General features: G+C 70.1%; 21 protein-coding genes, 1 tRNA gene and 3 pseudogenes. 9 read left to right on the plus strand and 16 right to left on the minus strand.

Annotation, left to right across the window (positions count from 1 at the left end; translation table 11 throughout):
• Positions 1–156: 156 nt before the first annotated feature.
• The gene (locus tag QA634_RS09310) at positions 157–1,119 is read right to left on the minus strand and encodes an alpha/beta fold hydrolase (RefSeq protein ID WP_012331737.1); all 963 of its coding nucleotides are present in this window, start codon (positions 1,117–1,119) and stop codon (positions 157–159) included.
• Positions 1,120–1,503: 384 nt separating this feature from the next.
• On the opposite strand from QA634_RS09310, the gene QA634_RS09315 reads away from it, so the two are divergent.
• The 3 genes and pseudogenes from QA634_RS09315 to QA634_RS09325 all read left to right on the plus strand — a co-directional run bounded on the left by QA634_RS09315 (position 1,504) and on the right by QA634_RS09325 (position 5,289).
• Positions 1,504–4,221, plus strand: coding sequence for a bifunctional diguanylate cyclase/phosphodiesterase (locus QA634_RS09315; protein ID WP_012331738.1), 2,718 nt, complete (start codon positions 1,504–1,506; stop codon positions 4,219–4,221).
• A gap of 181 nt (positions 4,222–4,402) precedes the next feature.
• Positions 4,403–4,597, plus strand: a pseudogene (locus QA634_RS09320) (hypothetical protein); the annotation flags it as partial.
• Positions 4,598–4,725: 128 nt separating this feature from the next.
• Entirely contained in the window at positions 4,726–5,289 is a 564-nt protein-coding gene (locus tag QA634_RS09325; RefSeq protein WP_012331739.1) for a cysteine hydrolase family protein, read from the plus strand.
• On the opposite strand, the gene QA634_RS09330 is transcribed toward QA634_RS09325, so the two are convergent.
• The 5 genes from QA634_RS09330 to QA634_RS09350 form a co-directional block, all read right to left on the minus strand.
• The gene (locus QA634_RS09330; RefSeq protein WP_283027437.1) at positions 5,229–6,233 is read right to left on the minus strand and encodes a hypothetical protein; all 1,005 of its coding nucleotides are present in this window, start codon (positions 6,231–6,233) and stop codon (positions 5,229–5,231) included. The genes QA634_RS09325 and QA634_RS09330 overlap by 61 nt on opposite strands.
• Positions 6,223–7,125: a ParA family protein gene (locus tag QA634_RS09335; RefSeq protein ID WP_012331742.1), complete on the minus strand. Its 903-nt coding sequence runs from the start codon at positions 7,123–7,125 to the stop codon at positions 6,223–6,225. The genes QA634_RS09330 and QA634_RS09335 overlap by 11 nt, the downstream gene beginning before the upstream one ends.
• A gap of 150 nt (positions 7,126–7,275) precedes the next feature.
• Positions 7,276–7,659, minus strand: a complete 384-nt coding sequence (locus tag QA634_RS09340; RefSeq protein ID WP_283027438.1) for a hypothetical protein — start codon at positions 7,657–7,659, stop codon at positions 7,276–7,278.
• The gene (locus QA634_RS09345) at positions 7,656–7,946 is read right to left on the minus strand and encodes a hypothetical protein (RefSeq protein WP_283027440.1); all 291 of its coding nucleotides are present in this window, start codon (positions 7,944–7,946) and stop codon (positions 7,656–7,658) included. The genes QA634_RS09340 and QA634_RS09345 overlap by 4 nt, the downstream gene beginning before the upstream one ends.
• A 168-nt stretch (positions 7,947–8,114) precedes the next feature.
• On the minus strand, positions 8,115–8,747 hold the full coding sequence (locus QA634_RS09350) for a 2OG-Fe(II) oxygenase family protein (RefSeq protein WP_012331744.1): 633 nt from the start codon (positions 8,745–8,747) through the stop codon (positions 8,115–8,117).
• A gap of 235 nt (positions 8,748–8,982) precedes the next feature.
• Between QA634_RS09350 and QA634_RS09355 the strand changes: the two genes are divergently transcribed.
• Positions 8,983–10,773, plus strand: coding sequence for an ABC transporter ATP-binding protein/permease (locus QA634_RS09355; protein WP_012331745.1), 1,791 nt, complete (start codon positions 8,983–8,985; stop codon positions 10,771–10,773).
• Positions 10,774–10,858: 85 nt separating this feature from the next.
• Here QA634_RS09355 and QA634_RS09360 read toward each other — a convergent pair whose 3' ends face one another.
• From QA634_RS09360 to QA634_RS09375, 4 genes are read right to left on the minus strand one after another with little or no spacing between them, the layout of a single operon-like run.
• On the minus strand, positions 10,859–11,575 hold the full coding sequence (locus QA634_RS09360; protein ID WP_012331746.1) for an LrgB family protein: 717 nt from the start codon (positions 11,573–11,575) through the stop codon (positions 10,859–10,861).
• A complete protein-coding gene (locus QA634_RS09365) occupies positions 11,572–11,943 on the minus strand; it encodes a CidA/LrgA family protein (RefSeq protein WP_012331747.1) in 372 nt (123 codons plus the stop codon). Before QA634_RS09365 ends, QA634_RS09360 begins: the two co-directional genes overlap by 4 nt.
• On the minus strand, positions 11,940–12,689 hold the full coding sequence (locus QA634_RS09370; RefSeq protein ID WP_012331748.1) for a glutamine amidotransferase: 750 nt from the start codon (positions 12,687–12,689) through the stop codon (positions 11,940–11,942). Before QA634_RS09370 ends, QA634_RS09365 begins: the two co-directional genes overlap by 4 nt.
• Positions 12,686–13,186, minus strand: a complete 501-nt coding sequence (locus QA634_RS09375; RefSeq protein ID WP_036270901.1) for a tellurite resistance TerB family protein — start codon at positions 13,184–13,186, stop codon at positions 12,686–12,688. The genes QA634_RS09370 and QA634_RS09375 overlap by 4 nt, the downstream gene beginning before the upstream one ends.
• A gap of 175 nt (positions 13,187–13,361) precedes the next feature.
• On the opposite strand from QA634_RS09375, the gene QA634_RS09380 reads away from it, so the two are divergent.
• Positions 13,362–13,437, plus strand: a tRNA-Thr gene (locus QA634_RS09380).
• A 248-nt stretch (positions 13,438–13,685) separates the two neighbouring features.
• On the opposite strand, the pseudogene QA634_RS09385 reads toward QA634_RS09380, so the two are convergent.
• The 3 genes and pseudogenes from QA634_RS09385 to QA634_RS09395 form a co-directional block, all read right to left on the minus strand.
• Positions 13,686–14,159, minus strand: a pseudogene (locus QA634_RS09385) (DDE-type integrase/transposase/recombinase); the annotation flags it as partial.
• 133 nt (positions 14,160–14,292) lie between these two features.
• Entirely contained in the window at positions 14,293–14,544 is a 252-nt protein-coding gene (locus QA634_RS09390) for a hypothetical protein (protein WP_150108612.1), read from the minus strand.
• Positions 14,545–14,578: 34 nt separating this feature from the next.
• Entirely contained in the window at positions 14,579–14,785 is a 207-nt protein-coding gene (locus QA634_RS09395) for a CsbD family protein (RefSeq protein ID WP_012331750.1), read from the minus strand.
• 111 nt (positions 14,786–14,896) lie between these two features.
• On the opposite strand from QA634_RS09395, the gene QA634_RS09400 reads away from it, so the two are divergent.
• The 4 genes and pseudogenes from QA634_RS09400 (at position 14,897) to QA634_RS09420 (ending at position 18,534) form a co-directional block, all read left to right on the plus strand.
• The gene (locus QA634_RS09400) at positions 14,897–15,028 is read left to right on the plus strand and encodes a hypothetical protein (protein WP_415926904.1); all 132 of its coding nucleotides are present in this window, start codon (positions 14,897–14,899) and stop codon (positions 15,026–15,028) included.
• A 1,638-nt stretch (positions 15,029–16,666) separates the two neighbouring features.
• Positions 16,667–17,437: pseudogene (locus QA634_RS09410) on the plus strand (IS256 family transposase); the annotation flags it as partial.
• 142 nt (positions 17,438–17,579) lie between these two features.
• Positions 17,580–17,789 (plus strand): hypothetical protein, encoded by a 210-nt coding sequence (locus tag QA634_RS09415; protein WP_265576571.1) that lies wholly within the window; start codon positions 17,580–17,582, stop codon positions 17,787–17,789.
• A 508-nt stretch (positions 17,790–18,297) separates the two neighbouring features.
• Entirely contained in the window at positions 18,298–18,534 is a 237-nt protein-coding gene (locus tag QA634_RS09420) for a hypothetical protein (RefSeq protein WP_012331753.1), read from the plus strand.
• A 400-nt stretch (positions 18,535–18,934) separates the two neighbouring features.
• Here the strand turns inward: QA634_RS09420 and QA634_RS09425 are convergent, their stop codons facing one another.
• The 3 genes from QA634_RS09425 to QA634_RS09435 all read right to left on the minus strand — a co-directional run bounded on the left by QA634_RS09425 (position 18,935) and on the right by QA634_RS09435 (position 21,464).
• A complete protein-coding gene (locus QA634_RS09425) occupies positions 18,935–19,066 on the minus strand; it encodes a hypothetical protein (RefSeq protein ID WP_018261856.1) in 132 nt (43 codons plus the stop codon).
• 1,854 nt (positions 19,067–20,920) lie between these two features.
• On the minus strand, positions 20,921–21,166 hold the full coding sequence (locus QA634_RS09430) for a hypothetical protein (protein WP_012331755.1): 246 nt from the start codon (positions 21,164–21,166) through the stop codon (positions 20,921–20,923).
• Between the two features lie 88 nt (positions 21,167–21,254).
• On the minus strand, positions 21,255–21,464 hold the full coding sequence (locus tag QA634_RS09435; protein ID WP_012331756.1) for a hypothetical protein: 210 nt from the start codon (positions 21,462–21,464) through the stop codon (positions 21,255–21,257).
• Positions 21,465–21,649 lie beyond the last annotated feature (185 nt).

A 21,649-nucleotide genomic window follows, 5' to 3' on the forward strand; every position in this document is an offset into this window, starting at 1 on the left:
CGCGCCGCCCGATCGATCGCGTCGCGCCGCGCGACCGGCGCCGCGCATCGCTCGGCCGCGCCGGCGGCCGGAGCGTTCGTCCGAAACCCGGATCGTCCGCCATCCGACGGATTGCTTCGCCATCTCCCATTTCGGCCATGCGGATGTCGGCTTCGCTCAAGCGCCGCGCGGGCTCGTGACGCTGTCCGGGCGTGATCCTCCGGACAGCGCATCAGCCCCCATCCGCCCGCCGAAGAACCGCGCGATCGCCTCGGCGGCGAGGTCGGGAGCCTCGACGTGCACGAAGTGGCCCGCCTCCTCGGCGCGGCCCGCCTCCAGGTCCGAGAAGGTCTCCCCGAGGGCGTCCATCCACTCCACCCGGATGATCGGGTCGCGGGCGCCCCAGAGCACCCGGGTCGGCACCGGGATCGGCGGCAGGCGCGGCGCCTCGCCGGCGATCACCTGCTGGCGCCCCGGCGCGGCCGAGAGGTACCAGTCGAACCCGCCCTGGAGATTTCCCGGCCGCATGAAATTGTCGATGAAGCGCTCCATCATCGGCGCGAAGGCCTCCGGGTCGGCGCTCCAGTGGCGCAGGAAATGCCCGATATAGGCGGCACAGGATTCGCGCGAGGCGCCCACCAGCGCGGCCGCGAAGGGCTGCTGGTGGAAGTACTGGTACCAGGTCTCCTTGAGGTGGGCGGCGGCGGCCCAGCGCGGCCCGATGCCGGTGGTGGGGCAGTTGAAGAAGAACAGGCCCGCGAGCCGCTCGGGGTGGCGCCGGGCGAAGGCCTGCATCACGTAGGCCCCGACATCGTGCCCGACGAGCCCGACCCGGGCGAGCCCGAGCGCGTCGAGCAGGGCGAGGAGGTCGGCCGCGTGCGCCTGCGCATCCACGGTCGGGTCGGGCGGGGCCGCGGGATCGCGGCCGGTCTCGCCGAAGCCGCGCAGGTCCGGCGCGATCAGGCTGAAGCGGTCGGAGAGCCGGGCCATCAGCGGCTCGAAACTCGTCCAGAATTCGGGCCAGCCGTGCAGCAGGACGAGGGGAGGGCCCTCGCCCGCCCGCGCCACGTGCTGGCGCAGGCCGGGCAGGTCGAGGATCTCGTGGCGGATCTCCGCCGCCCGCGGCGCCGATGCGCCCATCGCTCGGGTCATGGGGTCTCCTCCGGGGCCGGGGAGCGGTCCGCCGGGCCCCGGACCGCCCAGCGTTACCACGCGGGGCGGCCGCCGTCCCGGTCCGGCCCGCCATCTGCCCTTATGCCAGTCTTTCTCGGATCACTTTAATGATCAGGCAGAGTCCTGATCCTATGAAGGCTGCCATGACGCACGCCCGAACGGCCAGGATCTCCGCTGAATCTCAGGTGCTCATGCGTTCGACATAGGCCGTATGCACGTCGAGAGAGCGCCGCCCTAACTCGAACAGCACGGTTAACGCCGTGCTCCAGCTTGCGCAGAATTGTCGAATGTTCGGCTCTCCGGGGTGCCAGGTCGCCGCCGCCGGAGCCCCACTGACGCCCGGGAACGACGATGGATCGCGTGGCTCTCTCCTGGCTCAAGCGCGGCACGACGGCCCTCTGCGCGGCCCTGCGCTGGCGGCCGGTCTGGGTTCTGGCGGGTGCCGGGGCGCTGCTGGCCGTGCTGATCGCCTCCGCCGCGCTGCTGCTCGTCCGCGACCTGCACGCGCGGGCGGTGGAGGACGCCCAGCAGAGCCTCGCCGGCCTGTCGATCAGCCTCGGCGAGCAGGCCGACCGGGCCCTGCAGGCAATCGAGCTCGTGCAGCAGGGCATCATCGAGGAGATCCGCGCCAACGACGTGGTCACCGAGGAGGAGTACGTCGCGCAGGTCTCCTCGCGGGCGATGCACGACCTGCTGCGCGCCCGGATCGCCGCGCTGCCGCAGGTGAACGCCATCACGCTGATCGACGAGACCGGCAAGCTGCGCAACTTCTCGCGCTACTGGCCGATCCCCGACGTCACCATCTCCGACCGGGATTATTTCAAGGCCCTGGTGGCGGACCCCGCTTTGCAGCGCTTCATCAGCAAGCCGGTGCAGAACCGGGGCGACGGCGCCTGGACGATCTACATCGCCCGCAAGGTCTCGGGCTCGGACGGCCGCTTCCTCGGCCTCGTCCTCGGGGCGGTCGAGCTGCAGTATTTCGAGCGCCTCTACCGCCAGACCGCCCCGGCCCCCGACTACGTCCTGTCGATGTTCCGCCAGGACGGCGTGCTGCTGGTGCGCCACCCGGCCCGGGAGGGCACGATCGGCCGCAGCTTCGGCAATGCCGGCGCGGCGCTGATCGCGGCGCTGGGCTCGCGCAGCGGCGTGATCCGCAACGTGAGCCCGATCGACGGCCAGGACCGTCTCATCGCCGTGCGCGGCCTCGCCAATTACCCGGTGCTCCTCAGCATCAGCCGCACGGCCGAGGCCTGCCTCGCGGCCTGGAGCCGGCAGGCCGGGGCGCTCGGGGCCGCGGCCCTGGGCCTCGATCTCGGCCTCCTCGGGCTCGTCGTCCTGGGCGCGCGGCAGATCCGGGGCCGGGAGCGGCTGGCCGAGGCCGAGGCGGCCCGCGCCGCCGCGGAGGAGCGCGCGCGCGGCGAGTGCGACCTGCGCACCCAGTACGCCCGCTTCGGCATCGCCCTCGACAGCATGACCCAGGGCCTCTGCCTGTTCGACAGGGACGACCGGCTGATCCTGATGAACGCGCGCTTCGCCGCCATGCACGGCGTGCCGGCCGACCTCGCCCGGCCGGGGACGCCGCTCGCCGACCTCCTCGCCCGCCTCGCGGCGCACGGCACCGAGGGCGCGCTGCGGCGCCGGCCCGAGGGGGCGGACGACCCGGTCGCCTTCACGGTCGACCTCGCCGATGGGCGGGCGATCAGCGTCGTGCAGGCGGCGATCCCGGCCGGCGGCTTCGTCTGCACCCACGAGGACGTGACCGAGCGGCGCCGCAGCGAGGAGCAGATCGCCTATCTGGCGCGCCACGACGCGCTCACCGGCCTGCCCAACCGCATTCCCCTGCGGGAATGGATGGAGGAGGTCTTCGCGAGGCGGCCCTACGGGGATGTCGGGGCGGTGCTCTGCCTCGACCTCGACGGGTTCAAGGTCGTCAACGACAGCCTCGGCCACCCGGCCGGGGACGAGCTCCTGCGCCTCGTCGCCCGGCGGCTGCGGGGGGTGGTGAGCGCGACCGACCGCGTGGCGCGGCTCGGCGGCGACGAATTCGCCATCGTGCAGGTGGGGGCCGAGCAGCCCCGGCAGGCCGCCCTGCTCGCCGAGCGCGTCGTCGCGGTCCTGCAGCAGCCCTTCGAGATCCAGGGCCAGCAGGTGGTGATCGGCGCCAGCCTCGGCGTCGCCACCGCGCTCAGCGCCGACCCCACCCCCGACGCGCTCCTGCGCAGCGCCGACATCGCCCTCTACCAGGCCAAGGCCGCCGGCCGGGGCACGTGGCGGTTCTTCGACGCGGAGATGGACCTCGAGATCCAGCGCCGCCGCCGCCTCGCCGCCGACCTGCGCCGCGCCCTCGACGAGGGGCAGTTCGAGGTGCACTACCAGCCGCTCGTCGAGGCGCGCAGCCGCGCGCTGCGCGGCTTCGAGGCGCTGCTGCGCTGGCGCCACCCGGAGCACGGCAGCGTCAGCCCCGCCGTGTTCATCCCGCTCGCGGAGGAGACCGGCCTGATCCGGCCCCTCGGCGCCTGGGTGCTCGCCCAGGCCTGCGCCGAGGCCGCGAGCTGGCCCGAACCCCTCAAGATCGCCGTCAACCTCTCGCCCGTGCAGTTCGTGCAGGGCGACCTCGTCGCGGAGGTGCGGCGGGTCCTGGCCGAGACCGGCCTCGGCCCGGGCCGGCTCGAACTGGAGATCACCGAATCCGTGCTCCTGCAGGACAACGAGGTCACGCTCGCCGTGCTGCACGAGCTGCGGACGCTCGGCGCCCTGATCTCGATGGACGATTTCGGCACCGGCTACTCGAGCCTGAGCTACCTGCGCAGCTTCCCCTTCGACAAGATCAAGATCGACCAATCCTTCGTGCGCAACCTCGCCCGCGAGACCGACAGCGTCGAGATCGTACGGGCCGTGATCGGGCTCGGCCGCGCCCTCGGCATGGGCGTGCTGGCGGAAGGCGTGGAGACCACCGAGCAGCTCGACATCCTGCGCCAGGAGGGCTGCGACGAGCTGCAGGGCTACCTGTTCAGCCGGCCCCGGCCGGTCACCGAGATCCGCAGCCTCTTCAACGCGAAGGCGGCCTGAGCGGTCGCGCCCGCCTCGCCCGCGACCTGCGCGACCGGGATCCCCAGCACGGCGGCGCCGCCGGGCCGATGCGCCCGGTCGTCGAGGCGCACGCGACCGCCAGCGACGACGAGATCCGCGCGCTCGCCCGCTCCACCGCGAGCCTCTACGGGCCCCGCAGGGCCAGCGAGCGGAGCCGCCCGACCGGCCGGGCGCGCCCTTTCTCGGCACCGGCGAGGCCGCACAGGGCCCGACCGCCGCGGCGCTCGGCAACGCGATCCGTCAGGCGACGGGGCGGCGGCTGACCGACCTGCCGTTTCGGCCCGCGCGGATCAAGGCGGCGCGTGAGCGAAGCCCGAATCCGCCATCCCGAAGGGATCGATCGGATGTGGGATGAGGCCGGGCCCTGCCCGGCGCCGGCCCTGCCCGGCGCCGGCCCTGCCCGGCGCGGGCCTGGCGCGCGGGGGCGTTCGCGCGTAGGGCCGGGGCGGGGGTGGATCCCCCTGACCCGCGAGGCGCCCCCCGATGCCGTCGGACTCCCCCGTCCTGATCCCGATCGACATGCAGCGCGCCTTCGACGCGCCGCCCTGGCCGCGCCGCTGGAACGCCGACCTCGACCGCAACGGCCGCCAACTCCTCGCCGCGTGGCGGCGCGCCGGGTTGCCGATCATCCACGTGCGCCACGATTCGGTCGAGCCGGGTTCCACCCTGCGGCCCGGCCTGCCCGGTCACGCCTTCCGCGACGGATTCGCGCCCCTCGACGGGGAGCCGGTCGTGGCCAAGAGCGTGAACTCCGCCTTCATCGGGACCGACCTCGACTTGCGGCTGCGCCGCCTCGGTGCGCCACCCCTGGTGGTCTTCGGCATCGCCACCGACATGTGCGTGTCGACCACGGTGCGGACGGGCGCCAATCTGGGTTGGGCCATCACGCTCGTCGCCGATGCCTGCGACTGCTTCGACCTCCCGGACACCGCGGGCGGCGTGATCCGGGCCGAGCAGGTCCAGGCCGTGCACCGGGCGACCCTGGCCTACGAATTCTGCCGGGTCGTCTCGACGCGGGAGGCCGTCTCCGCCCTCACCGGCGCCTGAGCTGCCCGCCGGCTCCCCGGCCGTGAGGATGGGCGCGCGAGCCTCTCGCGCCGGCGGGGGCCGCGGCGCCTCACCCGCGCGGGATCGGCCGGCCGCGGCAGGCGGCCTTGCGGTCGGCCTTGCCGAGAGACTTGGTGCCCGTCGGTGGGATTCCGGTCGGGGTCGGCGCCCCGACGCTGCCCTGCGCCCAACACGCGGTGGCGGAGACCGCCCACAGGGCCCCCATTGCCGCGCTCCCCATTGCCGCGTTCCCCATTGCCGCGTTCCCTTGGCGTCCCCTCCGGCGCCGGGCACCGGCCCGACGGCCGCGCGCCGCCCTCCCGACCTCGGCCGCAGCACGTCGGGCGCCAGATGCTCGGCCCCGTCCTACGACGCGGGGGAACGGCGGCGGCGGGGCGGCACCGCCGCCATCGCGGCGGAGTCGAGGGCGTGTCCGGCGGGCGGGCGCGGCGTGGCGGGCTCCGGCGCGGGGGCGAGGCATCCCGGGCGGGGCCGGCCGATGCCCTGGCCGGCGCCCTGGCGGGCCGCTTGGCAATGGTCTTGGCCGGCGCCTTCGCAGCGTCCTTGGCCGAGTCCTTGGCCGCGTCCTTGGCCGCAACCTTGACCGGCTTCGCCTCGGGCGCGGCGCCGCCCGCGAGCGCCAGGAGGCGCCGGCGGAGCTCGACCGCGCCGCCGGCCTTGAGCGCCGCGCCGTGCTTGTCGAAGCGGGTGACGAGGGTCTTGACCTCGGCGTCCGTGAGGCCGTCGACCAGGAGGGCGAGGGGATGCGGGCCGAGCGCCGCCTGCACCCGGCGAAGGCCGTCGACCGTCATGTCCTTGGCCTTGAGCTGCCTGACCACCAGGGCCTGGGCCGCCTTGGCGACGTCGTGCCGGATCGCCGGGAAGGCCTGCGGCGTCTCGGCGATCGCGCACAGGATCGCGAGCCCGTCGATCTCAAGCGCCATGCAGCACCTCCTTCACCTCGGTCATCAGGGGCGCGATCGTGCCGCCGATCAAGTCGTGATAAGTGTCGTGATACTTGTTGCGGTAGGTCGTGTACTGCCGCGTGAGGGCGTTGGCGAGCGCGGCGGATTGCGGAACGCGGGTGGCGAACAGGCGGAAGACCGGGTTCTCGGCCGCCGCCCCCTCGGTCAGGGAGCGCAGGGTCGTCTGGTGCTGCTTCACGTTCTGCTGCAGGCGCGTGACCAGGACGTGCGGAAGGCGCCGGGGGGTCAGCATGCTCTCCGGGCCGCCCGGCGTCCCCCAGATCATCCGGTAGAAGCCCTTGAGCCCGTAGGTCGACAGGAAGTCGGGAATGCAGGCGACAATCACGAGGTCGGAGGCGCGGATCGCCACCTCGGTCATCGGTGAGATGCCGGGCGCGCAGTCGAACAGCACGTAGTCGTAGCGGTCGCGCAGCGGGGCGAAATCCTCGTGGAACAGCTTCCACAGGTGGCTCTCGATCGCGTGCATCGAGAACTTGCGGGTGGTGAGCGCGTAGATGATCTCGCGCTCGACGATGCGCAGGTCCGGCCCCGAGGGGAGCAGCGAGACGGCGAGGGGCTCGCCCAGATGGGTCGTGGTGCTGATGGCGGCGCGGACGAAGTCGGGCAGCACCGCCCGGTCGCGGTCGACGATGCGCAGGCCGAGATAATGGTCGAGGGTGCGGCCCTCCCGGATCAGGTCGGCCAGGATCTCGTCGCCCGCGAAGCAGATCGAGGCCGAGGCCTGCGGGTCGAGATCGACCACGAGCACGCTGGCCCCGCTCGCCGCGAGGGCGTCGGCGAGCATGACGACGGTCGTGGTCTTGCCGACGCCGCCCTTCATGTTGGCGACGGCGACCAGCTTGCCGCTCATCGGCGCCGTCCCGGCACCCCCCGCACGGCGGGGCGGGGCGCGAGGGGGTGAGGGGAGGGGCTGCGCGGTCCATGCGGGGCTCGTCGGTCGCCCCGTTCCACCACCGCGGGGCGAAGCCCGTCAAGGCCGGACGGCGGCCGTCCCGCCCCGTCACGCCCGCGAGCAGCGCACGTAGACCGAGGCGCCGCGCTCGCTCGACCAAGTGAGGCGGTTGCCGTCGACCGACAGGCGCACGTGCGAGGTCCAGCGCTGGCGCGCGTTGCGGCAGCTCGCCGCCATCGTCCAGGAATTGCCGGCCCGCTTCATGTCGCGGAAGACGCAGGAGGTCTTGCCCGCCCGCGCGCCGTCGTCGCGGATCACCGCCGGCAGGTAGCCGAGGCGGCGGGCCTGCCGCATCGAGCAGGCCGCCGCGGTGGGTCCCCAGACGCCCACGTAGGTGGCGTCCGGCTTCGGCGTCTCCTCCCCCTCGTCCTCGTCCGCGCGGGGCGGGGGCGGCGCCGCGGCGGCGGTCTCCCGCGAGGGCAGCGGGATCACCCGGGCCGGCCGGGCGGCGGGCGCCTCGGCGGGGGCGCCGGGGGCGGGGCGGCGGAGGTGGTCGCCGGGGGTGCGGGCGGCGGCGCCTCGCGGGGCGGCTCCTTCCAGGGCCGCCGGAATTGCGGCACCGTGGAGCGGTAGGGCTTCGACAGGACCGGCTCCTCGGCGACCGGGCCCTCGAGGTCGGATTGCGCCGCGGCCCGGCCGCCCGCACCCGCCACCCACGCCCCCGCGAGGGCCGCGAGTGCCGCCGCCGCCGCCCACCCGCTGCGCTGCCCCCTGGTCACGCCCCGCCCCCTTCCCGAACCCCGCCCGATTCCCCGGACGCGGCATCCCCGGACAATGTCCCTTGAGTCGCGCGCGGCGCGAATCCTGCCAGTTGTCGCGGCGTGCTTGTCGCGGTGCGGCCGTCGCGGCGCGTCCCCGGTGGACGCGGCGCCCCGGCCCCGGGCGGGTCAGCGCCCGAAGATGCCCTTCAGGAACTGGGCCGTGCGGTTGCGCTTCCTCTTGCGCTCCAACTCGGCGGCGTCGCGCACCCAGGCGACCTGCACCACCCGCCGCTCGCCCTCGAAGGGGTGGTGGCCGTGCCAGGAATTGTCGGCGCGCAGGAAGGCGAAGAGCGTGCCCATCGTGGGCGGCACCTCGACGGCGTAGGGCTCGAACTTCTGCCCGTCGTAGAGTACCCGCAGCCGCCCGCCCGCCGGCGCCTCCCAGGCGTCGTTCATGTAGACGAGGAGCGTCATCACCTTGGAGGGGCCGTCGGTGTGGATCGCCCCGTATTTCGGCTGCGAGCGCTTCATGATCGTGGTGAGGCGCGGGCAGGCGACGAGGTCGAGGCCGAACTTCTCGCTCATCACGGCCGAGAATTCGTCGCTCTCCAGCTCCTCGATCAGGTCCTTGAAGCGCCCCTTGAGCTGCACCTCGTCGACCGTGAGGTAGCCGGGCTTGGCGATGTCGGGGAAATCCCGCCGCAGCTCCTCGACCGCCTCGGGCCGCAGGACGCCCTGGCCGAGGATGTAGGAGTAGGGCTCGCGCGCGAGCGGGGCGGCGCGCACGGCGTCGACGTTCAGGATCGAAAGGCCCGGCATGGTGTCCGTGTGGTCCAGGGATGGGGCGCGGCGGTCCCGCCGGAACCGCCACCCGGCGTTCTTCTCCCGCGATTGCGGCGAGGCCGGGGCATCCTGGCCGCGGCCAGGATGCCCCGGCCTCGCCGCGATCCCGCGCGGGCGGGCCGGCGGATCGGTCGCGGGCCCCCCTTGCGGCGCGGCGGCCCGGGCGACATGAACACCAGGCGCGCGCCGCCGCGCCGCCCGGGAGACACGCATGCACGGACTCAAGCAGGGCCTCCTGCAGATCTGGCGTCTCGCTTACCCATATTTCGTCACGCGCGAGGAGACGCAGATCCGCATCTGGCCATTCGGAACCTTCCGGGTGCAGGAGCGGTGGGTCGCCGTCACCATGGCCGCCCTGGTGATCGGGATCGAGTTCGCCCAGGTCGCGATCAACGTGCGACTCTCCTATTTCAACCGCGACTGGTTCAACGCGATCCAGAACAAGGACGCGGTGGCGTTCTGGGCGCTGCTGTTCTCGGTGTTCTGCTTCTGGGCCGCGATCTACGTGGCCAGCGCGATCATCCAGTACGTGATCCAGTCGTTCCTGCGGATCCGCTGGCGGGCCTGGATGACGCGCCACTACGTCGACCGCTGGCTCGGCCACAACGTCCACTACCGGATGGGTTTCGCCGGCGCCCGGGCCGACAACCCCGACCAGCGCATCGCGGACGACATCGACCAGTTCACCCAGACGACGCAGACGATCACCATCAGCTTCCTGTCGGCGGTGTCGAACCTGGTCTCGTTCTCGGTGATCCTGTGGACCATCTCGGCGGCCTTCACGGTGCCGGGGACGGAGTGGCACGTGCCCGGCTTCCTGGTCTGGGGTGCGCTGATCTATTCGGGCCTGGTGACGTGGCTGACCCACCGGATCGGCCGGCCGCTGATCGCGCTGAATTTCGAGCAGCAGCGCCGCGAGGCGGATTTCCGCTTCTCCCTGGCCCGGCTGCGCGAGTACGGCGAGCAGGTGGCGCTGCTGTCGGGCGGGCCGGCCGAGCGGGCCTCCCTGCGCGACCGCTTCGGCGCCCTCATCGCCAACTTCTACGCCATCGTCGACCGCCGCAAGAAGCTCTCGGCCTTCACGGTCAGCTACCAGCAGGTCAACGTCGTCATTCCCTACATACTGGTCGCGCCCTACTACTTCACCGGGCAGATCCCGCTCGGCATGATGACGCAGACGGCCGGCGCCTTCGCGCGGGTCGAGAACACGATGTCGTTCTTCATCACGTTCTACGTCACGCTGGCCGACTACAAGGCCCAGGTCGACCGTCTCACGAGCTTCGACGCGGCGATGGACCGGGCGCTGGCCCTGCAGGCGGAGAGCCGGCTCGCGGTGGCGCCGGGCGCGGGCGACGCCCTGGAGGTGCGCGGCCTCTCCCTCGGCCTGCCGGACGGGCGGCGCATCGCCTCCGTCCCGGACCTCGCCCTGCGGGCGGGCGAGACGGTGCTGCTCACCGGTCCGTCGGGGTCGGGCAAGTCGACCCTGTTCCGGGCGCTCGCGGGCATCTGGCCCTTCGGCGAGGGGACGGTGCGCACGCCCGCGGGCGCGAGCCTGATGCTGCTGCCCCAGCGCCCCTACCTGCCGATGGGGACATTGCGGCAGGCCACCACCTACCCGGACGCCACGGAGCGCCACGGCGACGCGGCGATCCGCGCGGCCCTGGAGGCGGCGCGGCTCCCGCACCTCGTCGCGCGCCTCGACGAGGAGGCGCCCTGGGCCCAGACCCTGTCGCTCGGCGAGCAGCAGCGGCTCGCCATCGCCCGGGCGCTGCTCGCCCGGCCCGACTGGCTCTTCCTCGACGAGGCGACGGCGGCCCTCGACGAGCCGACCGAGGCCGCGCTCTACCGGATGCTGCGCCAGGAACTCCCGGGCACGACCCTGGTGTCGATCGGCCACCGCTCCACCCTCGAAGCCTTCCACCAGCGGCGCCTCGCCATGACGGCGCGGGAGGACGGCGTCTTCGAGCCGCGCGGCCTGCGCGAGGTAATGGCGGCCCAGTAGGAGCGGCCCCCCGAGCGGGCCCGCCCCGCGCGGGCCCGCTCGGCCGCGCAGGGGCATGCCGGCCCCACAGGGGCCCGGCCGGATGTCATTGCATCAGCGAGAGCGCCATCGGCACGATCACGGCGGTGAGCAGGGCGTTGAGCCCCATGGCGATCCCCGCGAAGGTGCCGGCGACATCGCTGACCTGGAAGGCCCGGGCGGTGCCGATGCCGTGGGCGGCGAGCCCCGCCGCGAAGCCGCGCGCGCGCCAATCGGTGAGGCCGAGCCGGTCGAACACGGGCGTGACCAGCACCGCCCCGATGATGCCCGTGAGGATGACGAGCACGGCCGTGAGGGTCGGGTCGCCGCCGAGGGCCTGGGTGATGCCCATGGCGACGCTCGCGGTGACGGATTTGGGGGCGAGCGACAGCAGCACGTCGTCCGGCACCTTGAGCAGCCGGGCGATGGCGAGGGCGGTGGAGACGGCGACGAGGGAGCCGATCGCCAGGGCCGCCAGCATCGGCCCCAGCGCCCGCAGCACCGTCGCCCGGTGCTCGTAGAGCGGGATGGCGAGGGCGACGGTGGCGGGCCCGAGCAGGAAGTGCACGAACTGCGCCCCCTCGAAGTAGACCGGGTAGGGCGTGCCGGTGGCGAAGAGCACGAGCCCGATCATCCAGATCGCGTGCAGCACCGGGTTGGCGAGGGGATGGCGGTTCGTCGCGAGCGAGACCCGGTCCGCCACCACGTAGGCGACCAGGGTGACGGTGAGCCAGAGCAGCGGGGAATGGGCGAGGAAGACCCAGAGGGCGAAATCCTGGCTCATCGGCCGACTCTTCGCGAGATCCAGGCGAAGGTCACGGCGGTCGCGACGAGCGCCGCGAGGGTCGAGACCACCAGGGTGACCGCGAGGGCGGGACCCTGCGCCCGCAGCACGTCGAGCCGCCCGACCACGCCGACCCCCGCCGGCACGAACAGCAGGGAGAGGTTGCCGAGGAGGCCCTTGCTGGTGCTCTCGAGGGTGCCGTCGACGAGGGGCTTGGGCAGGCCGCCGGGATGGCGGTCGCGCAGGGCCATCGCCCCGAGAAGGAGCGCCATGCCGATCACCGGCCCCGGGAGCGGGAGGGCGAGGCCGCGCGCCAGGATCTCGCCGAAGAGCTGGCAGAGCAGGAGAAGACTGAGGCTGACGATCATGCGGACGAGGCTCCGTTGCCGAGCGCAAGCCAATGGTCCAGGAAGCAGTCGAGCCAGCGGGCCACCTGGGGATCGTGCATGTAGCGGCCCTCGATCTGGCGGACGCGATCCTGGGCGCCGGGCAGGGCGAGGCGCTCGGCGGCCCGCACGGTCCAGCGGCAGAGCATGGCGTGGGTGACCTCCGGGTGGAATTGCAGCCCGAAGGCCGCCGGCCCGACCCGGATCGCCTGGGTGGGGAAGTCGTCCCCGGTCGCCAGCATCTCGGCGCCCGCCGGGCAGGTGAAGCCCTCGCGGTGCCAGTGATAGACGTGGGAGGGCCACGCCTGCCCGATCTCCCGCGCGAAGCCGCGCCCGGCCTCGGTCGGGACGAGCGGGTAGTAGCCGATCTCGGCCCGGCCCTCCGGGTGGGCTTGGACGCTGGCGCCGCAGCACTTCGCCAGCATCTGCGCGCCGAGGCAGAGGCCCAGATAGGGCTTCCGCTCGGCGAGCGGCACGGCGATCCAGTCGATCTCGCGGCGCAGGAACGCGTCGGGGTCGTTGGCGCTCATCGGGCCGCCGAAGATCACCGCGCCGGCATGCGCGGCGAGGGTGGGGGGCAGCGGATCGCCGTAGCGCGGCCGACGGACGTCGAGGGGATGGCCGCGCTCCTGCAGGAGGCGCCCGACCCGCCCGGGGGTCGAGAGTTCCTGGTGCAGGACGATCAGGACCGGTTTCCTGTCCGGCGCGCGACCGGGCGCAGCGCTCACGCGCCGGCCCCGGGCGGCGCGCCGGTCCGGCCGGCCGGGAGGGCGGCCAGGGCGACCGCGCGGGCGCCCGCGATGGCCGCCTCGTCGAAGCCGAGGAGCTGGCCGAGGCGCCAGACGAGGTCGTCCTCGAATTCGTGCACCTGCCCGTCGGCCGCGGCGACCGCCCAGGCCATGCCGAGAAGGTTGCGCCGCTCCGTCTCGGACGCGTCGCGCCCGGTCATCGCGACGAGGTCGGCGAAGTCGCGGGTCTCGTCGTCCACGTCGATCGCCCGCGCGATCAGCGCCTCGGCCTCCTGCTGGCTCCCGGCGAAGCGGCCGACCAGCAGCCGGGCGAGGCGGTCGCGCTCGACGGCCGCGAGCGTTCCGTCGACCCGCGCCACGTGGACGAGCAGGGCCGCCGCGGCGAGGTGCTCCTCGCTCACCGCCGCGCCGTCCTGGGGCTTGGGCGCCCCGAACATGTCGGCGGCGTAGGCGAGGAGGCGGGGCATCAGGGGCATCGGCGTGCGGCGCGGCAAGGGGTGGCCCCTCCGTGAAGCATTCCCCATGCCGCGGCGCAAGACCCGCGGGCGGCTCCGGGCCGAGACCTCGTCTGCCGTCACCCGGCTTGCCAAGCCCGACGCACCCGCGTATGAGGTCGCCCTGCCGGCGGCGGATCTCTCGCCCGCCTGCCTCGCCGCAATAGCTCAGCTGGTAGAGCATCTCATTCGTAATGAGAGGGTCGGGGGTTCGAATCCCTCTTGCGGCACCAGCTTTCCCATTTCAGCAGAAGCATTTACGCTTGGCAAGCGGATCCGATTAGGATCCGCTTTCAGGTTCGTGTGAACCCATTGTGGGCTGCTGAACCCGCAGTCGGCCGACCTCCAGCGCCCGAGAGGCGCGCCGCAGGTGATTCGGCGATAGCTTCGCGTAGACCCGTTGCGTGATCGCATCGTCGCTATGGCCCAGGTAGGTGGCGATCTCGGTCATGGTCGCGCCATCCTCCGCAATCCAGACGGTGTCTGGATGCGAGACCTCCTTGGCGCCGGCAACAACCTTGAGCGCTGCGGGGAGTGCGTCCGGATCAGGCGGCCTAGTGACGGGCTTGGCCAACTCCGGCTTCGCCTTCAGCCGCTCGCGCAGGACCCTGTCCGGTGAGCGCCCCTTCAGGACACGCTGACGGCGACCGTTGTAGGCCAGGTTGAAGCCGGCCAGCACTGTTTCAAGATCCTGATGGCTGTAGAGCGTGATACCCAGCACTTCACGCTGCACACGCCCGTTGAAGCGCTCCACCATCCCGTTCGTGCGCGGCGTATAGGGCCGCGTGGTGCGATGCGCGATCGTGTGCTGCCGGCAGGCTGCCTCGAAATCATCCGCGGTGAAGCAGGAGCCGCGATCCGTCAGCAGGTGCGTGACCCGGAAAGGTAAGGCCGCGAGCGCCTCCTCCAGGAAGGCCACGGCTGACGCGGCGGTCTCATCATCTTTGACGGGCATGTCGCAAAGATTTTGGCCGTAGAAAATTATGCTCCCGGCAGAGGCGCACCCCGGTCCGATGGGGCGATCTCAGGCCCGTCAAACCGCCTCATCAACCTCGTCGGTGGAGGTGAGCAGGCGGTGAGCAGACATCCTAATGCCCTGTTCGGAGAAGAATTTTTTGGCCGTTGAACGCTTGCGACACGCCCCGTTCCGGCGGGGTGCGGGCGATCTGCAGGAGCTTCGACTGGTTGTTGTTGAGCCGGGCGACGACCGCGGCCTGCTTCGCTTCCGGTACGATGGCGGCGATCTTGACGGTTGGTGGCGCGAAACGCGAATAGCGTGGCTGGCGTGGGTCGGCGCGTATTGGGGTCCGGCCGTTTGGACAGGAACGGGATTGCTTCAACGAGAAAGGGAGCCCGCGGGCTCCCTTGTTGTGGCTACGTGGGCTTGTTGTCCTTGTCGGACGAGAACGTGTCACGAATCGCGTCTTTTGCGCCTCCGACCGCGTTCTGGATCTTGCCGGAGACCTTGTCCATCGTCCCTTCACTTTTCAATTTCTGGTCACCAGTCAAGTCGCCGGCAGTCTGTTTGAGCGAGCCCTTCATCTGATCGGCGGAGCCTTCGATGCGGTCTTTGTCGGCCATGGCGATCTCCTCCTATGAGACCGTTAAACGGTTCGCGGCCGAGGCCCGTTCCGTGGCGGCATCGGTGGTGGCTGGGGTGTCTACTGTTCCCAGACAGGCGAGCCGGTCCGGGTGAACGGACGTCCGCAGACCGGACTGCCGCTTGAGACCGCCACCGACCTCGCCGAGTCCCTGAGGCTGCTGGCGTCGGCCGGGACCGAGACGATCGAGCGGCCGACCGTGGACCGCCGGTCAACCCACTGAGGGCCAGACGCACGAACGCCCGCCGGGACCTCTCGGCCAAAGGTCAATCGAGCGGCTACCGCCGAGCTGCGAGGATCGAAGGGCTTGCGCCGGGTGCGCACCGCTCGGAGCAGGCGGGCGGGTCGGGCGTCCTGCAGGCGTTGTGAAAGTCCGACCCGCTACCCCTTGGCAGGCTGTGCAGGCTCGACGTCCGCTGGGTCGGGAACGCAGGCGCACCAGGCGCACCGACCGTTCTGCTCGGCTGCCGGCGCGTTGCGCTGCGAGCAGATTGGGCAGACGTGAAGGATGATCCGGCCTCGCAGGAGCAAGACTTGGCCACGACCCCTGAACGTCACTTCCTGACCGGTAGGGGGTGTCCAGTAGTGCCGCCATTGAAAGCCGGACCGTATCCTCTCTAGCATAAGCTAAAAAGAGGGCCGCTTTCAGCAGCGGCCAGAAGTCTAGGGAGGAAACGGCCATGAGGGCTGCGAAACCGCGACTCAATCGCGATCTCGCAGTTACTTATTGCGCTGCACCGCAACAACTTGAAAGTTCAAATTTTGGCCAACATGCATGCGTTTTCAAATATGCATGCGTTTTCAGCATGGCTTGCCGGCCAAGCCTCACTACGTTTGCGATACGGGCATGCGTCTGGAACGCGCCCAAGCTTCAGGTTGGTACTGCTGGAATGTAGGTTGTGCTCGGCCTCGCGCGCTTGAGGGCGGCCCATTCGCATAAGCTTCAGTATGGGGTGAGAGGATCGCCGCTGCAGGACCGAGCGGGCCGAGACAATGATCGGTGTCTCGCTGGATCAAGCGGCACACGCTGCAGCATGACACAGCGCAGATGCGCCGCCGTGTCGGCGGCGTAGCGGTATACTCCCGCTAGAGTTTCCACTTTCGACTTCGGATCCCTCCGTACGGAGGGATCCTTTTTTGGCGTTCTTCGCGAAGAAGAGCGTTGAGCACGGCGATCAGGTCGAAGTCGTCGTCCGGCATGATACGCCCCATCGTCATCCAGGTAAGTAGAGTGTGCTACTCTTCGGTTTGGCAGATCAGTTCGGAGATGCGGGTGAGTAGAGAATTGTCGGATGCCAGACCGAGACAGGACGGTGTCTTGTATTGGTAATTCTATATGACCTATAGCTTAAATATGCATGATCCGCTCACTATTGAACAGCTGTACAAGAGCAAGCGCGTTACCGACGAGCAGCTCGACGCGGCCGTGACGAACTTCCTGAACGATCCGGAGCCCGGCGCGCGCCCGCTCGCGGAGGGCATCGCGATCGACGTCTGCGCGATCATGGCGGCCAACCCCCACGCCCGCGAGGTCCTGGCGGCAAGGAACTCCTCTGAGGCTCAGATGCGCGTAGCGGTCAGGACGGCGATCCTGCTGGCGCGGCCCGCCTGGTCCGTGGACGCGGCCGCTTCGCAGGAGGTCGGGGCTACATCTCCGGCGAAGGAACACCACATGCCCCGTCGCGAACGGCAAGGAAGGCGGTCGTGTCCCTGGATGTGGTGTAGCTCGACGAGAGCGAGAGAGCCCGCCTGCGCGCCCTCCACAGCGCTGAAGCAGGCGGGATCTCTCGCGGGGTGGTCATCGGCGGTTGCCGGGTAGGGTGGGGTTGCTGGCACCAACCGCGAACCCGAGAGACCTCCGATGACCGACGAGATGATGAGCCTGCGCGGGCTGCTGGAGAAGAGCGCCGACGCGGACCTGCTGCGCGAGATGATCGGCTTTGCGGCCGAGCGGCTGATGGAGCTGGAGGTAGGCGGCCTGACCGGGGCGGCCCACGGCGAGAAGAGCGCCGAGCGGCTGGTCCAGCGCAACGGCTATCGTGACCGGGACTGGCAGACGCGCGCCGGCATGGTCGAACTGCGCATCCCCAAGCTGCGCAAGGGCTCGTACTTCCCGGCCTTCCTGGAGCCGCGCCGGATGGCCGAGAAGGCGCTCACGGCGGTGATCCAGGAGGCCTACATCCAGGGCATCTCGACCCGCTCGGTCGATGATCTCGTTCAAGCCATGGGCGGCACCGGCGTGTCCAAAAGCCAGGTCTCTCGGCTCTGCCAGGAGATCGACGAGCGCGTGAATGCCTTCCTCGACCGGCCGATCGAGGGCGAGTGGCCGTCTCTCTGGATCGATGCGACCTCCGTGAAGGTGCGCCAGGCCGGACGCATCGTCTCCGTCGCCGTGATCGTGGCGGTCGGTGTGAACAGCGACGGCCGCAGGGAAGCGCTCGGCATGGACGTCGGCCCCTCCGAGGCCGAGACCTTCTGGACCGGGTTCCTGCGCAAGCTGGCGCGCCGCGGCCTGCGCGGTGTGAAGCTGGTGATCTCGGACGCCCACACGGGCCTCAAGGCGTCGGTCGCCAAGGTGATGAACGCGACCTGGCAGCGGTGCCGCGTCCCCTTCATGAGGACCGTGCTCGCCCAGGGCGTGTCGCAAAAATTTTTGGCGTAGAAGATTATGCTCCCGGCATGGGCGCACTCCGGTCCGATGAGGCGATACCGGGCCCGTCAATCCGCCTCGCCGACGTTGTCGAAGGAGGGTGAGCTGGCGGTGAGCAGGCATCGTGACGCGCTGTTGGGAGACGATTTTTTCGGTCGTTGAACGTTTGCGACACGCCCAGACCGAGGTCATCCAGCGCGCCGCCTACCAGTCCATCCACTTTACCGGCGCAACGCCCGCCCATCCTGACGGAGACCCAAAGGCCAAGCAGGAGGTCGCGGGTGTCCTGGACGAGCTTCTCGCGGTACTCGCCACTCAGCAGCAGGCGGCGTGACCATCATCACAAAGGCGACTTTCCAGCCTGCTCCACGGCCCCGTCCTCTCACGAGCCCTGCGGAGGCGGAGCAGCTCGCGGCAGCGGCAGGAGACCTGGGTTTTACCAGGGCTTCAACCGCACCCGAGGTCCGTGAGCAGGCACCATCTCGTGAGCCGCAACCCCCAAAGGCCCAAGTACCCAAATACCCTATTGCTCCTACCAGGGGGACTGCTCTGAAGTTTGAGGTTCCAGATCAGGTGTGGACCGCTCTCCGGCAGGAAGCCCTGAATCGACGCGTGACCGTGAAGTACCTCGTTCTCGAGGCTCTCGCTGCGAAAGGCTATAATGTCGACCTTTCAGCCGTTCCCGAGGATGGCCGACGCGTCCGCTGACATCGTTCGGAGAGACGGTGAGCTCCGTCCCTCGGACCAAGCCGCCGGACTTTGACCTGCCTCTGGGGGACAGCTACTTTCGATCCGGCGATGAGGAGCCAGCCGGCACCGAGCGCTGTCGAGAGGGCCGCGCAATGTCGAATGACGAAGTAGCGGGCACTGAGCACAAGCGGACAAACCGCATCCTGTACGTACTGACGCACCGCGACGGCACTGAGACGACCCACGATGGCGGGGTCGTCACGAAGGCTGATGTGCCTCACCTCGGCACCGGCAAATGGTTCAACGGCGTCGGCTACAAAGTCACCCGTGAGACCTTCACGCCGCACCTCGAGGTCACATGGACATGCTGGTGCCAGGAGTACGGCTGACATCGGTGAGGGCGGACGCGCGGCGTCGGCCTTGCCGGGATCGGGAGTGCAGATCCGGTCGAGGATCGGTGCAGGACTCCAGGATCGGCCGCCTCGGCGAGGGATAGGCCCTGGAGACCAAGAGCAGCCCCATAGACAGCCTCAGCAGGTCCAGAGGTGAGAAGCTCCGCAACCTGCAGAAGGGCGCTGACGGCCCGTGTAGAGGCGAAGACGGGGCCTCAGGACAGTAACCCGGGCAAGGTCCTAACCTTCCGCCGGGCGTTTGCGCGTCTGGACGCAGCGGCCGAGCCATCAGGCCGGATCCCAGTTCGGCTGATGGGTCACTCGGAGACGAGTGCTCGTAGAGCTTGGTCCCCGCCCGACCGGGCAACTCGGCCCATGCTTGGGTGACGATCGCTCCTCAAGCCTCGGCCCTGGCGGGGTCGAGCGCCCGCACCAGGTCGAGGACGAGGCGGAGCGCGTCCGGCCCCGCAGTCTCGGCCAGGGCGCCTCCCTGACGGCGGATACCGGCCCGGTAGGCGATCCGCGGCAAGCCCGGAGCCTCTTGTAGCCTTCAGGGCCCTCAGGAAGGCCACTACGGCCCACACAGCGGGCTCGACAGGGTCTCCTGGGGCGGTGCGGGCTGGCGGACCGATCGGCTCATGCGGCGTCCATACCGCGGGCCGCGCCCTCGATCTCAGCGGGTTCGACCGCCGGCGCCGCAACCTTCTCGCAACTGCTGAACTGTACAGGTTTATCTCATGAACGGCTGTCAGCAGATGCGACGAGGCCCCGGGTCATGCTGAACATCCTCCGGATCATTGCTGCAGGCGCCATTCTGGTCGCCTGGAGCCAAATCGCTCCCGTCCTGTCCATGTCCGATGCCGCTCCCGCGCGGGTGCAGATGATCAGCCGCTGAGGCGAATGATCTAGCGGGATGCCCGGCGGGAGTTGCGGCTTCAGCTCGCCGAAGCACAATAGCAATGTATCGGACTGGAGGTCGATGCCGGCGAGCCACATGCCGAAGTTCAGACCCTGAGAGCCAAGCTCGCTCAGGTCGAGGTAGAGCGGGATGTGTGGTGCAGCGGAGCGGAGAGGCACGGGATAAGCGCGGTGCAGAGCGGTGCGGGGCACCGGGCCACAATCTCACTCTGTTTAACGTCTACCTGAGCCCACCGCTTGAATTCGCGATGCTGACCCTGGTTGGTCGGGCAGTGGTGAGATGGATTGGTCGGGAAAGAGAACGCCCGGTGGGACGGCGATCCCCACCGGGCATTCTGCTGTCGGTAGGACTTCGTTAACCATCCCAAACCACGCTCTCACCTGCCGCGCTGAACACCCGACGCGGCATGGCGTCGGCCCGGTGCTCCGGGATGAGACCTCCGGGCCGTCGCCCTGAATTCCGAGACCGCCCGCTCTCGTCGTCGCAGGTTCGAGTGGGCGAAGGCAGCAGCCGGTTGACCGTCCGTGACCTCGACCGGGCCGGTTGCTGTAGCTGGCGGCCGGGCTCCACCCGCACAGCGAGCCCGGCCGCCACGTACATTACGGGCCCTCGCTCGTACGTGTCGAAAACCGCGAAGTGGGTGTGATTGTGTGGCCTCCTTGGGTGAGGGCCGGCGGGTGAGGGCCGGCCCCCCCCCCCCCCCCCCCCCCCCCCCCCCCCGTTACCCTGAGCGAAAACAAACCGAGTCCATCCCCGGCGGTGCTCACCGGATGCTACATGGTTTGTTAGTAGACTCCCAGTCGTCTGAAAGGGAGCAGAGTGGAAACACCCGAACCGGAGCCAGCGGCAGCCCGGTTAAGCATGAAGCTTTTGGGTTTCTGCTCGCCTCTCTTGATGCCGCAGTAAGGCCTCGCCCAGTGACTCGGATTATCACCCACAAGATATCTAAGGGTGTTGACAGTCTGCAGAAGGATCGGGACCCGCTGGATGCACCAGCCGTCATCATTATTGGTGCGATGCTCTTGTTCCTCGGGGTGCTGCTCAACGTTGTTGAGATGCTTTAGGCTGATTTGGCGGCTCGGCTTCCAGCCGGCCTGGCCGCCGCACCTTCGGGCGACAGCCCGCCATGGGACCTCGCGGGCATGGTGGCTTGCGCGGACCGGCCCAAGGCAAACTGATTGGGGGCGTGCCTTCCCCGGTCCGACTGGACCAACGAGAGTGTCATGGCGGCGTGGGACAGTGTTGATCTAGCTCACTCCGGAACGCCGCCCTCTACGGCCCAGCGGACAGCATGCCGGCAGCGTGGCGTTCCCCGTTGTCAGGCGACAGCATGCCCCGGAGGACCTGCGGGTGCTGGTGTACCGGTTCAGACGGACCAGGAATGTGCGGAGGTCGAGAAGACCATCCCACATGGCCAGCGTAACGGTCGGGGCGGGCGCGAGGCGCCCGAAGCGGCCGGACGGCTCACCCCGGCATCGTGGACACGAGCACCTCGAGAGCCGCTTCGAAGGTGGCCTCTGCTTCGCCTACCGCCTGGAAGGCGGCATCGTGCCAGCACTCGACCGTGAAGCACTCGCGGGTGAGTTCCCCGGGCACGGTGAACTGCCAGCGCCGCACGCGCCCGATCAGCAGCCCCTCGCGGTAGACCCGCTTGTCGCGCGCGACTGGGTCGCCCTCGTAGTGCCAGTGATCATCGACCCGGATCTGCATGACCGACGACGCTCCGAACGGAACGGCTATTCTGGCTCGACCACCCCAGGGCGCAACGCGAGGAATGCATTGGACACGGTGTCTGCGGTTACAGCCGCTCGAAGGCGGCTCGCCCGGCCTCATTGACTCGGACTACGCCGCGGAGCGCGTCATGATCCACCCAGCCTCGAGCGACCAAGCTCGGCACGAACAGATCATCGTTCGGGTGGAGGTACGGATCATCCTCCAACGCGAACAGCGGCACCCACCCGTCTATCTCGTCTAGGACGTTCAGCAGGCGGCTCTGCTCCACCCTCATCACGCGTTCCTCAGCCTCTCTGCCGCGGGTAGAACACAGAGCTTGGCCGGAAAGGTCTATCAGGGCCGGCTACGCACGGCCGGTCTGTACTATCGCGCCAGCGCTGCGAGCGCCTTATCCAAGCAGGTAAAGCCTGACAGTTGTAACTTCCGTTGGAGGTTAGATGTGCACCTAACTCTAGCCTG

It is taken from the genome of Methylobacterium sp. CB376, assembly GCF_029714205.1.
Taxonomy (GTDB): Bacteria; Pseudomonadota; Alphaproteobacteria; order Rhizobiales; family Beijerinckiaceae; genus Methylobacterium.